Below are 14,581 nucleotides of genomic sequence, written 5' to 3'. Positions count from 1 at the left end.
AAACCAATTTTTACTCTACTTTTAAAGTTTACAATGCCATCAATTTTTAAGATTGTTCTAGAGTATTTATAGTCTATATGTTCAGTTCCGCCAAAGCCTATGCGAATAATGCCTGTTTTTACTTTAGCAAGATTTACTTTTCCATTTAAGGATATAAGTTTAGTTTTATTTGAAACAATTATAGGCAGTTTTATAGCTTGGCTAAAAGGTAAAAGTCTAAAATTTACATAGATACTTTTTGGAAGTCCAAATAAATATCTAAATATATGTGATATTTTTCTTAATTTTATCAATAGTCATAATCCAAATAAAGTATGCAATAATAGCATAATTGGATTGAAATTTATTGTTATTTTTTTTTAGATAAAATACACAGAAAATAAGAGTTTTGGGATAGTTATTGAGAAAAGTATTTAAGCGTTATTTGCCATACATAAAAGAGTATAAGTTAGAGTACCTTTTAGTTCTTGTCGGCATAATCTTCACAGTCGGAGCGACTACTGCAACGGCGCATATTATGAAGCCTCTTATGGATGAGATGTTTATAGAGAAAAAAGAGGAGATGCTATACTACATTCCAATCGCTCTTGTAGTTATATACCTTTTTAAGTCGATTGGCAGGTACATGCAGTCGGTTTTTATGAACTACATAGGACAGCATATCGTTACGAGATTTCGAGAGATTCTATTGGAGAAAATCATTAACCTTGATATGGCGTTTTTGTATCTAAACAGAAGCGGCGAGCTGATTTCAAGGGTTACAAACGATATAGAGCGCATAAGATATTTTGTCTCCAACATGTTGCCTGAACTTTTCCGCGAGAGTTTGACCGTCATCGCTCTTGTGGGATATGTCATCTACCTAAATCCGGTACTAGCTTTTTACTCTCTTGTTGTGTTGCCTGTTGTAGTTTATCCGATTCTCTTAATCGGTAAAAAACTCAAAAAGTATTCTCGCCGCTCACAAGAGAAAAATGCCGATGTAGTAACCAGACTTACCGAGGTTTTTAACAATAGCGAAATCATAAAAGCAAATGCTTCAGAGAAGTTTGAGTTAGAGCGTTTTAGAACTCAAAACTGGCAGTTTTTTAAGATTAATATGAAGTCTGTTTATGTCGGAGATATAGTTTCTCCTATGATGGAGATTGTCGGTGCTATCGGACTTGCAGCGGTTATCTTTGTAGGCGGGCAGGAAGTTTATAACGGCAAAATGAGCGTGGGCGAATTTACGGCGTTCATTACCGCTGTCGGACTTGTTTTTCAGCCGATTCGCCGCATCAGCTCAATATACTCTAAAATCCAAGATGCAGTAGCTGCAAGCGAGAGAGTTTTTGAGCTGCTTGATAGAGAAAACAGGATTGTAAACGGAGCAAAAGTTTTAGAAGAGGATATAACCAACATAAAGTTCAACCATGTAAAGCTAAAATATGAGGACTCTTATGTACTTGATGATGTAAGCATAGAGATAAAACGCGGAGAAAATATTGCGCTTGTCGGAGACAGTGGAGGCGGCAAAAGTACATTTATAAATATGCTTTTGCGTTTTTATGATCCTGATAGCGGGGAGATTCTTGTAAATGGGATAAATATAAAAGAGTTTACGCAAGACTCTCTAAAACACCATATTTCACTCGTCTCGCAGAGAATCTATATATTTCAAGACACCCTTGCCGCTAATGTTGCATACGCTCAAGAAGTTGACAAGAAAAGGGTCATAGAAGCCTTAAAGCTTGCAGATGCTTATGACTTTGTAAGCTCTTTAGAAGAGGGGATAGAGACAAAGATGGAGGAGTTTGGCTCAAACCTCTCCGGCGGGCAGAGACAGCGTATAGCGATTGCAAGAGCTATCTACAAACACGCTTCACTTCTGCTTTTTGATGAGGCAACTTCGGCACTTGATAATGAGAGTGAGAAGAGGATACAAGAGGCGCTAGAAGCATATACAAAAGATAAAATAACCATTACTATCGCTCACAGATTAAGTACCATTGAGCATGCGGATAAGATTTTGGTTATGCAAAAAGGCAAGATTATCGCAAGCGGAAATCATGGCGAACTTTTAGAGAGTTGTGATGCTTATAAAAAGCTGGCAGGACGCTTTGAAAATTAGATTAATGATAATTTCAACACTTTTTAGAGATAATCGCCATAATTAAACTCATGTTACACGCTAAAGAGAACTCGTCCTCTTTAGTGGCAGGGACTGATGTTCCTTGCAACCCCCCTAAAGCTACGAAAAACTTGTTTTTCGAGATGCTCATAAATAATAAGGACAAATATGCTAGATTTTGCAAAATTTACAAAATACTCAAAACCGGGGCCTCGTTATACAAGCTATCCTACAGCGTTGGAGTTTAACGACTCCTTTGGGTATGATGAGTATATACAAAAGCTAAAGCAGCAAGATTCTTCTCGTCCTCTTAGTCTATATTTTCATCTTCCTTTTTGTAAAAATGCTTGTTATTTTTGCGGTTGTAATGTCGTTTTTACTTCCAAAGAGGATAAGATGCTTCGCTACATGGACTATCTCAAAAGAGAGTTAAAGATACTCTCCTCTCATATCGACTGCAGTAGAGAAGTGATTCAGATGCACTTTGGCGGCGGAACACCTACTTTTTTTAGTGCCACGCAGCTAGAAGAGGTTATCAAGGAGATACGCTCTTTTTTTCCAAACTTTACAAAGGAAGCAGAGGTTAGTTGTGAGATAGATCCGCGCCATATAGATGAGGATCAGATGCGGGTTTTAAGCCAGAACGGTTTTAATCGTGTAAGCTTTGGTATTCAAGATTTTAATGAAAAAGTTCAAATAGCCATTCATAGAGTTCAGCCTTATGATATAACAAAAAAGGCTATGGATTTGGCTAGAAAATATAATATGGTTTCTGTAAACGTGGACCTTATTTACGGACTCCCTTTTCAATCACTAGAGACTTTTAAGGAGACACTTTCTCTCGCAATTACGTTAAATCCTGATAGATTTGCGGTGTTTAACTATGCACACGTTCCCTGGATGAAAAAGACTATGCGAAAGATTGATGAGACTACGCTTCCTCTGCCTGATGAGAAGCTTCAGATTATGCAGTACACTATTGATTTTTTAACATCAAACGGTTATAAAATGATAGGCATGGATCACTTTGCAAAACCTGAGGATGAGCTTTTTAAGGCGATAAAAAAAGGCGAGCTTCACAGAAACTTCCAAGGCTACACGACAAAAGGCGGAGCTGATTTAATCGGAGTAGGGCTTACTTCTATTGGCGAAGGCATTGACTACTATGCGCAAAACTTTAAAGATATGAAAGATTATGAAACTGCTATTGATGCCGGTAAACTACCTTTTGAAAGAGGCATCTCTTTAAATGAAGATGATTTAATTCGTCAGTATGTAATTATGGAACTTATGAGTAACTTTAAACTTGATATAAAAAGATTTGAAAAGTTATACAATGTAGAATTTAAGAGATATTTTGCAGATGCGATAGAAGCACTTAAACCTTTTGAAGAGGACAAACTTTTAACAATAGATGATAATTTTATAGAGTGCAGCGAGACCGGGACACTTCTTATTAGAAATATTGCAATGCCCTTTGATGCATATATGAAAAAGCATGCATCAAGCTCTAAGACATTTTCTAAAACGGTGTAGAGATGAGTAAAAATGCACAAGAAATTTTTAATTTTGGTGCTACGACGGATGAGTGCATCAAGTGCGGGAAGTGTATTCCTGTCTGTACTATTCACAACGTAAACGCAGACGAGGTTACCTCTCCGAGGGGATTTCTAGACCTCTTAGGAGCTTATCAACGCGGCAATCTAGAGCTTGATAAAAATGCAAAAGATATCTTTGAGAGCTGTTTTTTATGTACCGCATGTGTTGAAGTCTGCCCAAAATCACTCCCGACTGATATGGTAATAGAGCAAGTAAGAGCTGATATTGGCAAAAAATTTGGCATAGTTTGGTACAAAAGAGCGTTCTTTTTGCTTCTTCGACATCGTTGGTTAAACGACTTAGCTTTTAAACTCGGCTGGGTTTTTCAGACATGCGGATTTAAAATAAAAGCGGATACAGACTCCATGAGCGGACGTTTTAATTTTCCTATGTTGAAGGCTGATAGAATTCTTCCTAGCCTTAGAAAAACATCGTTTTTAAACTCACATCCCGAAAATATAGACAATGGCGGCAAGAGAAAAGTCGCTATTTTTATAGGCTGTTTGGGTAACTATAACTATGTTGACGTAGGCAATTCTCTTTTGGAGATTTTAGAACATTTGAAAATTGATGCATTTTTGGCAAAAGATCAGAAGTGCTGCTCCGCACCCGCATACTTTACGGGCGATTTTTACACGGTTGATTATAATGCAAAGTTCAATATAGAGTATTTTGAGAGTTTTAGCAAAGATGTTGAAGCCATCATAGTTCCAGAAGCTACATGCAGTGCGATGTTAAAGATTGATTATGAGCATTACTTTCATGACCAGCCTGAGTGGAAGGCAAGAGCGGTAGCCCTTAGAGACAAAATCTTTATGGCAACAGAGTGGCTGCAGCATCATACAGAGCTTGAGAAACTTTTGGCATCAAAGAAAAAAGATACTAAAATAGTAACCTACCATGACCCTTGTCATGCTAAAAAGATGCAGGGAATTCATAAAGAGCCGAGAAATCTTATAAGCAAAAACTATGACATTGTTGAGATGAGTGATCCAAACAGCTGCTGCGGATTTGGCGGGGTTACTATGCAAAGCGAGAAGTACCACCTTGCAAAAGCGGCGGGAATCCCTAAAGCAGATATGATAAATAAGACAAAAGCGGATGTTGTAAGTGCGGAGTGCAGCGCATGTAGGATGCAGATAAACTCATCTTTAGGCTATACGGATACTAAGATTATCTTTAAAAATCCTATTGAGTTAATTGCTGAAGCTCTGAGAGAGTAAAGTAAAATGTCCGCATGGAACAATATATATGAAACCTTTGACCCAGTAGCTTTTAATCTCTTTTTTCTGCCTGTGCATTGGTATGGAATCATGTATGTTTTGGCACTTCTAAGCGCTTTATATATCGGAAAATATTTTATTAAAAAAGATAATCTTGATTTTGGAGCCAAAGGAATAGATACATATTTTATTTATGTAGAAATAGGCGTTATTTTGGGAGCAAGGCTTGGATATATCCTCTTTTATGACACGCAAACACTCTACTACCTCTCTCATCCATGGCAGATATTTAACCCATTTATTGACGGCGAATTTGTCGGTATAAGAGGCATGAGCTATCACGGTGCAGTGCTTGGTTTTTTAATAAGCAGTTACCTGTACTCCAAAAAACACAAAATTGCTCTTGGCAAGATAATGGACCTAGTAGCCGTGAGTGTGCCACTGGCTTTTGTTTTTGGGCGGATAGGAAACTTTTTAAACAAGGAGCTTATCGGTAGAGAGACTGATGTTCCTTGGGGGATATTGGTAGATGGAGTTTTAAGGCACCCCTCACAGCTTTATGAGGCAGTCTTAGAGGGATTTGGCGTATTTATAGTTGTATATATTTACAGAAGATTTCAAAGCTACAGCGGGGAGTTGATTTTGGTTTATGGAGTTAGTTACGGGCTGTTTCGCGCTATAGCAGAGATTTGGCGCGCTCCTGATGTTCAGATAGGCTATCTCTGTTGTAATGCAATTACGCAGGGGCAGGTTATGAGTTTGGGCATGAGTTTAATCGGCATAACAGCTTGGTTTTATTTTAAAAACAGAAGTGTTAAGATTTAGACTCATCAACTTTATCGCTACTCTCTTTGTTGCTTGTCTCTCTCTTGTAAGTGCCGTTTTTACGTGAAGTCTGATCTTTTTTAACAGAGCTTCTCCATAGATGAGTGACTAAATAATATCCCACGCTAGAGCCTACAATAGAGTAAAAAGCAGTTCCCACATAAAGCGGAATAAAAATATTTCCAATATTTTGTGCAAACCAATCAACACTAAGTTCAACGGCTGTCGTCTCCATGCCGAGAAAAAAACTTCCCGTCATGTACTCCATATAGTACATGGCAGGCATCGTAAAAGGATTGCTTAGCCAGCACATCGCAAGAGCGATAGGCACGTTAAATCTTGTAAAAGGTATAAAAGCAACAACCGCAAGCATCTGCATAGGCATCGGAATAAAAGCTATAAAAAGCCCTATGAAAACAGCTTTAGAGACCATTTTTCTGTTTGCAGATAGATACTCAATGGGTACTCTGTTTTTTTGTATAAAAGTTTTTAGTTTTTCATTTGCACTTAAATTTTTAAAGGTTTTTCTAATCATAATTTATGCCATTTTGAAATGTGGGATGATTATATCCATAAAAAACTTATTCTTTTAATAATATGTTAAAATTGCACTATTAAAAAGAAAGTAGGTACGCGATGTCATTCGAAAAACTAGGAGTTATAAAGCAACTTCTTAGCGCCATAAAAGATATGGGCTATGAAAAACCTACAAGCATACAAACAAGAGCAATTCCTTTGGTTTTAGCAAAAAGCGATGTTTTTGCAACGGCTCAAACGGGAACGGGGAAAACTGCCGCATTTGGACTTCCTATGCTGCAGAGGCTTAGAAAAACATCGGCAGACCAAAGCAGAGTTTTAAGAGGGATTATCTTATCTCCAACTAGAGAGTTGTCTTTGCAGATTCACGATGATTTACAAAATTATGCGAAGAATATGCCTCTAAACATTGCTGTTTTAGTCGGCGGAAAAGATTTAGAGACTCAGCAGAAGCTCTTAAAAGAGGGAGTTGATATCATTATTGCAACACCCGGTAGAATAATCGAGCATATAGGAAAGGGTTTAGACCTCTCGCATGTAGAGATTTTTGTCCTTGATGAAGCTGATAGGATGCTTGATATGGGTTTTGTAAAAGAGATAAAAACGATTCATCCGCTTCTGCCAAAGAGACATCAAACGCTTCTTTTCTCAGCTACCTACAGCGACAAGGTAAGAAAACTCTCAAAACTTCTTCTTACAAAACCCGCTTTTATAGAAGCTTCAAAGAAAAATTCAACTGTTGATACCATAAATCAGATTGCCTATTTAGTTGATACGGACAAAAAAGCAGCACTTTTAGCATATATCATTGGTTCAAGAAATTTTAGACAAGTTTTAGTCTTTACAAGAACAAAAGTAAGTGCGGATGAGCTTGTAGTCGAACTTCAAAAAGATGGTCTTAAGTGCGGCATCATACATGGCGATAAAACTCAAGCTAAACGTTTAAAAACCCTAAATGAGTTTAAAGAGGGCAAGATAAAAGTTTTAGTGGCAACCGACATAGCTTCAAGAGGTTTGGATATAGAGGAGCTACCGTTTGTCATCAACTACGAACTCCCGTCAATCCCTGAGGATTATGTCCATAGAGTAGGGCGAACAGGTCGTGCAGGGCGAGAGGGAGAGGCGATAAGCTTAATAGATATCTATGAAAAGTATGATATGAAAGCTATTGAGAAGCTTATCGGGATGAAAATACCCCAAGAAACGGTGGAGGGCTTTGAACCAGATCCAACTATTCGCAGACGTGATCAAGATGAGATAAAGTTAAAGAGCGAACATAAAAAAGTAGAGATAAAAAGAGCTAAAAAACCTTACAAAAAACCTGAAAAAGTCCAAAAGAGTGAAAAAGGCGAAAGCTATAAAAAGCCTGTAACGACAAAAAAAAGAAAAACAACAAAGCGTGACTAAATATCGGAAGCAAGGTTTTAACCTTGCTCACACAGACGAGGCTGAAACCTAGTTTCCTAAGAGAGTTGCTGATTATTAAAGTGCCTTTAGGGTAGGAGATTAAGTCAAGATGCAAGCTTTTGGATTGGCATCTTTGATATAATTGCACTAATTTTACACAGGAGTAATAATGGAAGCAGTCTATCCATATGCACATATAATTCACTTGATGCTGGCAATCATATTTTTAGGTTATGTTTTTACCGATTTATTTATGATATCGGCACTTAAAAACAAGTTTTCTAAAGATAAAGAAACAAAGATTAACCAGATACTAGGTTCTAAAAGCTTCAAAATCTTCCCTATTTCACTTCTTATTATCGTTTTAACAGGCGGTATGATGATGTCGAGATATATAAACTCCACTACAGGTTTTTTTGAGACCGATATGCAAAAAATCCTCGTTATCAAAATAGTGTTGGCACTTATTATCGTAGCGGGTGTGCTATTTAACCTTTTTACAAAATTTACGGGTCGAAAAAAACCAAAGTTTATGCAAGAGCAGTTTCATAAAGTAGTTCTAATCTTAGGATTTTTCATAGTAATTTTAGCAAAAATGATGTTTGAGGCGTAACTATGACGCACAAATGAGTACCTGGCACCCTTTTTTCGGCTTTGTCTTTTCGCTCTTGTAATGTCATGCTGAGATTATACCGAAAATAGAAAAAAGAATAGAAAGAATAATAAAAAAAGTCCTACTTATGGAAGTAGGTGAGTGCCTGACACCCCTTTTTTAAGGTGGCGACTGACACCCCTTTTTTCCCTTTTTTTACCGATTTGTCATAAAGCAGTTCAGGATCAAGGTCAAGATGGTTGTCCCACTCTATACTATCAAAGCTTACTTTCACACTAGAAAAAAGCTTTTTGTCTTTGAGTTCTTGAAATTTACCTATATTAAGATACTCATTTACATCAAACACTTTTCACTCATTATTCTCAAAAGTAAGCAACAGTTTATAATCTTCTTGTGGTTTTACATCTATAACTGATAAATACATAGCAACTCCCTACTTTTTCAAAAAGCTTATTAACTCTTCAACATCAATATTAAGCTCATTGAGGATACCATTTAGTAACCCTCTTTTTAAATCACTCTTACCATGCACAGGTACAGTTACAGCTCTTCCATCTGGATGTTTGTATCTTTGGTGTGAGCCTTTTTGTCTTGCAAGCTCAAACCCTTTGAACTGTAAAAACTTTATTAACTCTTTAGCACTAATGACTGGCAACGGCGGCATTATCTACCTCTAGCTCCCAAATACCAAACAAAGTATTCACTGGCTCATTCTCTTCTTTGCTTACCTCTATAGCTTCGATAATATTAGTTTTTAACTCATCTAGTGTATCTGCTTGAGTGTAACACCCTTTAAGGCTTGGAACATAAGCTATGTATCCACCATCAAGTTTATCTTCTTCTATGATTACAGAATATTTCATTTTTTATCCTTTGCTATGTATTATTAAAACTCATTATACCAAACCATATCTACAATCTCACTTCAACAACCTCCCAGCACAAGAAGCAGCACTCATAAGGGCATCGTTTGATAGATGGGCGTATCTTTGGGTCATCTTTGCTGTTGAGTGTCCTAGAAGCTTTTGAACTTCATAGAGGGAGCATTTAGCGTTTACTAGTGCTGATGCATAAGAGTGTCTTAGGTCGTGAATACGCACTTCTGGCAGTCCAGCTTTCTTTCTTGCGGTGTTCCAGCTGTTGAAGATGGTGATGTAGGGTTCGCTTGTTACTGGTAAGGGGAAGAGGTATTTTGATTCTTTTGGTATCTGTTTTAGTAGGTCGTGTAGTTGTGGGGTTAGGGGTAGGATTCTCTTTTTACCGTTCTTGCTTGTAGGGATAGTCCAAAGCATTTGAATTTCATCGAAGTTGCTCCACTGGGCTTTTAGAACTTCTCCTCTTCTTGCTCCACTTAGCAGTAGCATTGGGATGATGTATTTTAGGTGTAGGTTTGGGCTTTCTTGTACAGCTTGGACTAATCTTTTACTCTCTTTAGTTGTTAGGTATCTCTCTCTTGCGTTGTTTTCTTCAAAGTGTTTGATTTTATCAACTGGGTTGTATGGAGTTTGGAGTATCTCGAACTCTATAGCTAAATGATAGGCGTTGGAGAGGAATACTAAAAACTTGTTGGCAGTTGCAGGGGCAAGTTTCTTTAGGCTTAGCATTTGAGAGTGGTGTTTTATTATATCTATCTTTTTTATCTCTGTCATTACAGTTGCACCTAGTGCTGGGAGTATGTGGTTGATGAAGAGGCTTTGGTTGGTTGTGTGGCTTTTAATGTGCTTTTGGATGTAAGGGTTGTAGAAGTTGTCGTAGAACTCTTGTAGGGTTGGGATGGGGTGTGTTGTGTCATTGTTGTTGGTGATGCTCTCTATTTTAATATCTATCATATCTTGTTTTAGTTTTAGATATATATCTTTAGCTGCTTTAAGAGTTAGTTCTTCTGTTGTTCCTAATCGTTTCATAGTTTGTTTATTGTTTTTTCTGTATCTGAAGTAGTAGGTTTTACTTCCTGTTCTTTTTACTTCAAGCATAAATCCTATTTGGGCTATATCGAAATACTGCTCTTTGGCTTTGTTTGTTGGTAACTCTAATTTATCTAAAAACTCTTGGTTGATTGTGGCTTTTGGCATTGTGGTTTTCCTTATGTTTTATCTTTTTTCTACTCTTGGATTTACTCTATTTTTATAGGTAAATTTCCTTACTAATAAATGGATGTTTTATGTGGTTTAGGGCTTGTTTTTCGCTCTAAGCTTAAGTGGGAGTATAGTTTAAGGCTAAAAACCTTGTCAAGGGCAGTTAGCCGACCAAATAGGGATATTTGAGTGCATTTAGGTGTCTCATAATGCTTAGGGGCTTTTGAGACACTTTTTAGGCATTTGGTTTTTACAGAAGTTCGGTGTAGAGGGTGTTGTAGCTGTCTCAAAAGTATTATGGGACACTTGGAGTTTTTTAGCCGACCAATTGCCGACCATTTTAGGTCGCTTTAAGGTTTAAAAGAAATTACGAATTTGAGCTGATGTAACTATTGGTAGCAAATGTGTGGTTTGGGGTGGTAAGCTTGGTTGGTGGTATGGTGAGGAATTTTGCTGATTGCTTTTCAGCAAGCAAATGTTTTAGTCTAAATGATTCTTGATATAGTAGAATGATTAAGCTCTAAAAAACTAGCTATTTCACTTTTTGTATAACCGTATTGAAAAGCTTTTTTTATATTTTCATCTCTATTTATATCACGATCAACTTCAAAAAAAGTCTCTATTCTCTTTTTTAGAACTTTTAACTTTCCGTCTTGAGTTATAAGCTTTGGAGATTTATACACAACATCTATGGCATCAATTTCCATCTCACTTGTAATATAGTCTTCATACTCCCTATAAGTCATCTCAAAAATCATAGAGTTATTTAAAAGCTCATAATAGTTATGTTTATATTTCCATTGAAAAAATGATTGGTATTTATAGAGTTCTACTTGTTTTACCATCTTGGCTTTTATGGGATTACTTTCTATATATTTTGCTACTATCCAAAAATGTGCATCATCAAACATAGGATAAGATTTGTATCTGCCCTGCCATAGGTGACCGCTTCTTTTGTATTTTTTATTAAAATATTTTGAGTATTTGTCATTTACAAATTGTATAGCTTTTGACAGATTTGAGGTTTTGGTTTCTAAAAGAAGATGATAGTGGTTTGTCATAAGACAAAATGTATGTATGATAATTTGATAATCTTTGGTAAGTATGAGTAATAAATCTAAAAAAAACTCATAGTCTTCTGGTTCAAGATAGATAGCTCGCTGTTCTACCCCACGATTTATAATATGATAGTGTCCAGCTTCTTGGTATCGTTCTTTTCTTGCCATAAGATATTGTAGTGTTTATTAGATTAATATTTAATTAAGTTTTTGCATAAAATGGTGCCTGACACCCCTTTTTTAAAAACCTTGTCAAGTAGGCTCTGCCGACCAATTGCCGACCAAATGGAGTGTTAATGACACAATAAATAGTATTGTAATCCTAAAGGAGATTTTGGGACGGTATGCAAATGAGAGAAATGTAGATAAATAGGTAGTTTAGAGAGTCTTGTAAAAGATTTAGATAGATGAAAGATAATTGCCCACCAGATTGCCGACTTTTAAGTGGATATTAAGGATAAAAGAAATTTAGGAATTTTTAGAAGTGTTACGGGTTGTAGCAAAAAGGGAGAGAAGTAGAAATAAAAAAGCCCCACCTTTTGAGGGGTGAGGCTTATAACCTTTTGAGGGGTTAGAGTGTTTTATTGCGATTATGCAAATACTAAATCAGCAGTTGTAAGTACAGCATCAACTGTACCCATCAATGTTAATTCCGCAGCTGCAACTTCATTAGAACCAGCATCAGTCCATGAGTAGATTGCTGAACCTGTCCCAGCTCCATCAGCAGCAGCATCTGTATCTACAATAACAATATAAGAAGTTACAGTAGTATCAGCCCATACTGCAGCAGCATTAAGAGCAGTAGCGACATTAGCAGCAACAGCAACATCACCACCTCCAGCTGTAATGTCAGCTGAGAAGAAATACACATTACCAGCAGTAGCAGTAATATTTCCTGTAACTGTTGTAGCTTCAGTAACAGAAGCAAATGCGCTGATGTTCAATTTATCTGTTCCAGCAGTAAATGTAGTAATAGTATCTTCACCATTTAATGCAGCAGTTGCAGCGAAATTGATTGTATCAACTCCTGTATTACCAATGATATTATCATCACCATGTGTAGCAGTAATGTTATTTGCAACACCAGCTTTAGCAGTGATTTCTAAACCACCGATTGCTTTATCGATAGTATTATCAATAGTCATTCCACTAAAATCAACAGTTGTATCAGAACCTGTAATAGCTACAGCTAAATGATCTGTAGTAGTAGAATCACCAGTTAATGTAATTGATGAACCATCAAGTAATGTAGCATTAACTACTGCAAAAGTATCAGAAGAACCGATAGCAATAACATCAACACCTGAAATTGCTTGAGTACCAAGACTTAAATCAACACTTGTAATTGTTAATGTATTTGTACCTGTACCTAAATCAATAGTAATGTCATCTCCTGCTTTTGTAGCAGCAGTGATTTCAAGTGAATCGTTTCCTGTACCTGTTGTAATATTTACAGTCGCACCAGTTCTAGCTGCATCCATATCGAATGTTACACTGTTGTTACCATCACCTAATTGAAGAGAAAGTGTACCATCGTTTAATGAAGTACCCGTTGCAGTAACAGTATCGTTACCAGAACCAGCAACTACAGTCAATTGACCATCAGTTATAGCAGCAGCGTCAACAATGTTGTTTCCACCATAAACCATAGCTACAGCATCACCTGTAGTTGTATCAAATGTAATATTATCAATTGCATCGCTTGTCGCGTTACCAACGAATGTTGATTCTGCAGTAACAGCACCATCAAAATCAACAGTATTTTTAGCTTTACCACCGATGATTAACATATCTGTATCAGTGTTGTTTTGTGTTATAACAAAATTACCAGTTACTTCAGAAGCATCAACTTCACCTGCTGTTGCAACAGTTACTGTTACATCATTTTCTGCAGCTGATAGTACAACTTTATTTGTGCCAGCTAAAATAGAAGCAATAGTTAAATCAACAGCAGTCGCACTCACAGTAGCATTAGCGATGATGTTTACAGTTTCAAAATCTTCATCAGCAGCTTCATTGAAGTCTAAAGCAGCAGCTGTATCATCTTGAAGCTCAACAGTAATCTCATCAGCACTTGAATCATCAGCAGTTGTAACAGCGAAAGTAACTGTATCAGCTGCACCATTTCCTAGTTCTAAAACAAAGTTTGCACCGTTAACAGTAGTTATTTCTGTAGCATTTGCAGTTTGAAGAGCCTCTAAAACAATTGAAGTAGCTTCAATATCTGTATAATCTACAGTAGCAGCTAATTCATCTTCTATTCTAATTACACCTGCATTAGTGATTGTTTGACCTGCAATGTCAGCAGCATTTGCAAAGCTTAATGTAACAGCGTTGTCACCAGCTATTGTAAGTGTATCAAATGCAGCACCAGCAGCAACATCAAGTTGAACATCAGCAGTTGATTGAATTGTATAATCAGCTGTTCCAGTCATAGTTAAGTCAGCATTTTTACCAACAGTTACATCAGCAGCTCTGTTTGCATCTACAGTAAGTGCAGTTGCATTTGTAGCAGAAACTGTTAAGTTATCAACATCATTTGCAACAGCAATTGTTACTGTTTCACTATTGTTAGCATTAACAGTTAAATCTCTGTCTGCACCTGTAATTGTTAAAGTTTTAGCACTTCCACCATTGATTGTTGAATCAACTGTTCCAGCAACTGTAACCGTACCAACAACACCGTCACCTACAGTAACATTGTTTCTATCAACATTTATAAAGTTAGCATGCCCTAAATAACCTGATTTATCTGATGCTAATGAAACTGTTGCACCAATAACATTTGCTAAATCGATATCTGGAGTTCCAAATGCATCCCAATCAATATTGATATTTTCAATATTTGTTACATCCATAGCTACTGGGTCAGTAGTTGCTGTTAAGTTAAATGTATCATTATCAGAAGTTGAAGAATCCATGATTCTGTCATCTACAGACAATTGTGCAGTTGTACCTGTGATTAGGTCATTGTTAGCCGTACCGATAATAGTATCTGGTGTGGTACCTGTAGTCAACATAAAAGCCCCACCAACCCCAAACAAAAAACCAAACCACAACAAAACCCCTATTTTACGACACTATCAAAAAAAACATCCAAAATCAAAACCCTTGTCAACCCCTATTACCTGCAA

General features: G+C 36.8%; 14 protein-coding genes. 6 read left to right on the top strand and 8 right to left on the bottom strand.

Annotated elements, in window-relative coordinates:
* A partial coding sequence (locus tag M0Q17_RS07830) for a hypothetical protein (RefSeq protein WP_295085541.1) occupies positions 1-293 on the bottom strand: 293 nt, incomplete at its 3' end.
* Between the two features lie 107 nt (positions 294-400).
* On the opposite strand from M0Q17_RS07830, the gene M0Q17_RS07825 reads away from it, so the two are divergent.
* The 4 genes from M0Q17_RS07825 (at position 401) to lgt (ending at position 5,757) form a co-directional block, all read left to right on the top strand.
* Entirely contained in the window at positions 401-2,110 is a 1,710-nt protein-coding gene (locus M0Q17_RS07825) for an ABC transporter transmembrane domain-containing protein (RefSeq protein WP_295085538.1), read from the top strand.
* Positions 2,111-2,278: 168 nt separating this feature from the next.
* The gene (gene hemN / locus M0Q17_RS07820; protein ID WP_295085536.1) at positions 2,279-3,646 is read left to right on the top strand and encodes an oxygen-independent coproporphyrinogen III oxidase; all 1,368 of its coding nucleotides are present in this window, start codon (positions 2,279-2,281) and stop codon (positions 3,644-3,646) included.
* A gap of 2 nt (positions 3,647-3,648) precedes the next feature.
* Positions 3,649-4,932, top strand: a complete 1,284-nt coding sequence (locus M0Q17_RS07815) for a (Fe-S)-binding protein (RefSeq protein WP_295085534.1) — start codon at positions 3,649-3,651, stop codon at positions 4,930-4,932.
* Positions 4,933-4,938: 6 nt separating this feature from the next.
* The gene (gene lgt, locus M0Q17_RS07810) at positions 4,939-5,757 is read left to right on the top strand and encodes a prolipoprotein diacylglyceryl transferase (protein WP_295085532.1); all 819 of its coding nucleotides are present in this window, start codon (positions 4,939-4,941) and stop codon (positions 5,755-5,757) included.
* On the opposite strand, the gene M0Q17_RS07805 is transcribed toward lgt, so the two are convergent.
* Positions 5,747-6,292 carry a DUF2062 domain-containing protein gene (locus M0Q17_RS07805; protein ID WP_295085530.1) on the bottom strand — a complete coding sequence of 182 codons (546 nt, stop codon included), beginning with the start codon at positions 6,290-6,292 and terminating at the stop codon, positions 5,747-5,749. The genes lgt and M0Q17_RS07805 overlap by 11 nt on opposite strands.
* 101 nt (positions 6,293-6,393) lie before the next feature.
* On the opposite strand from M0Q17_RS07805, the gene M0Q17_RS07800 reads away from it, so the two are divergent.
* Positions 6,394-7,701 carry a DEAD/DEAH box helicase gene (locus M0Q17_RS07800; protein WP_295085527.1) on the top strand — a complete coding sequence of 436 codons (1,308 nt, stop codon included), beginning with the start codon at positions 6,394-6,396 and terminating at the stop codon, positions 7,699-7,701.
* A 169-nt stretch (positions 7,702-7,870) separates the two neighbouring features.
* Positions 7,871-8,314, top strand: a complete 444-nt coding sequence (locus tag M0Q17_RS07795; RefSeq protein ID WP_295085523.1) for a hypothetical protein — start codon at positions 7,871-7,873, stop codon at positions 8,312-8,314.
* Positions 8,315-8,435: 121 nt separating this feature from the next.
* Here M0Q17_RS07795 and M0Q17_RS07790 read toward each other — a convergent pair whose 3' ends face one another.
* The 6 genes from M0Q17_RS07790 to M0Q17_RS07765 form a co-directional block, all read right to left on the bottom strand.
* The gene (locus M0Q17_RS07790) at positions 8,436-8,660 is read right to left on the bottom strand and encodes a DUF2442 domain-containing protein (RefSeq protein ID WP_295085520.1); all 225 of its coding nucleotides are present in this window, start codon (positions 8,658-8,660) and stop codon (positions 8,436-8,438) included.
* A gap of 87 nt (positions 8,661-8,747) precedes the next feature.
* Positions 8,748-8,978 carry a type II toxin-antitoxin system HicA family toxin gene (locus M0Q17_RS07785; RefSeq protein WP_295085518.1) on the bottom strand — a complete coding sequence of 77 codons (231 nt, stop codon included), beginning with the start codon at positions 8,976-8,978 and terminating at the stop codon, positions 8,748-8,750.
* Positions 8,956-9,177 carry a type II toxin-antitoxin system HicB family antitoxin gene (locus M0Q17_RS07780; RefSeq protein ID WP_295085515.1) on the bottom strand — a complete coding sequence of 74 codons (222 nt, stop codon included), beginning with the start codon at positions 9,175-9,177 and terminating at the stop codon, positions 8,956-8,958. Before M0Q17_RS07780 ends, M0Q17_RS07785 begins: the two co-directional genes overlap by 23 nt.
* A 57-nt stretch (positions 9,178-9,234) precedes the next feature.
* On the bottom strand, positions 9,235-10,386 hold the full coding sequence (locus M0Q17_RS07775) for a site-specific integrase (RefSeq protein ID WP_295085512.1): 1,152 nt from the start codon (positions 10,384-10,386) through the stop codon (positions 9,235-9,237).
* Between the two features lie 488 nt (positions 10,387-10,874).
* Positions 10,875-11,615, bottom strand: coding sequence for a transposase (locus M0Q17_RS07770; protein WP_295085509.1), 741 nt, complete (start codon positions 11,613-11,615; stop codon positions 10,875-10,877).
* A gap of 422 nt (positions 11,616-12,037) precedes the next feature.
* Positions 12,038-14,506 (bottom strand): hypothetical protein, encoded by a 2,469-nt coding sequence (locus M0Q17_RS07765; protein WP_295085506.1) that lies wholly within the window; start codon positions 14,504-14,506, stop codon positions 12,038-12,040.
* Positions 14,507-14,581: the final 75 nt, after the last annotated feature.

Origin of the sequence: Sulfurimonas sp. (assembly GCF_023229105.1) — a bacterium.
Classification (GTDB): Bacteria; Campylobacterota; Campylobacteria; order Campylobacterales; family Sulfurimonadaceae; genus Sulfurimonas.
This window is presented reverse-complemented; position numbering and strand designations above follow the sequence as displayed.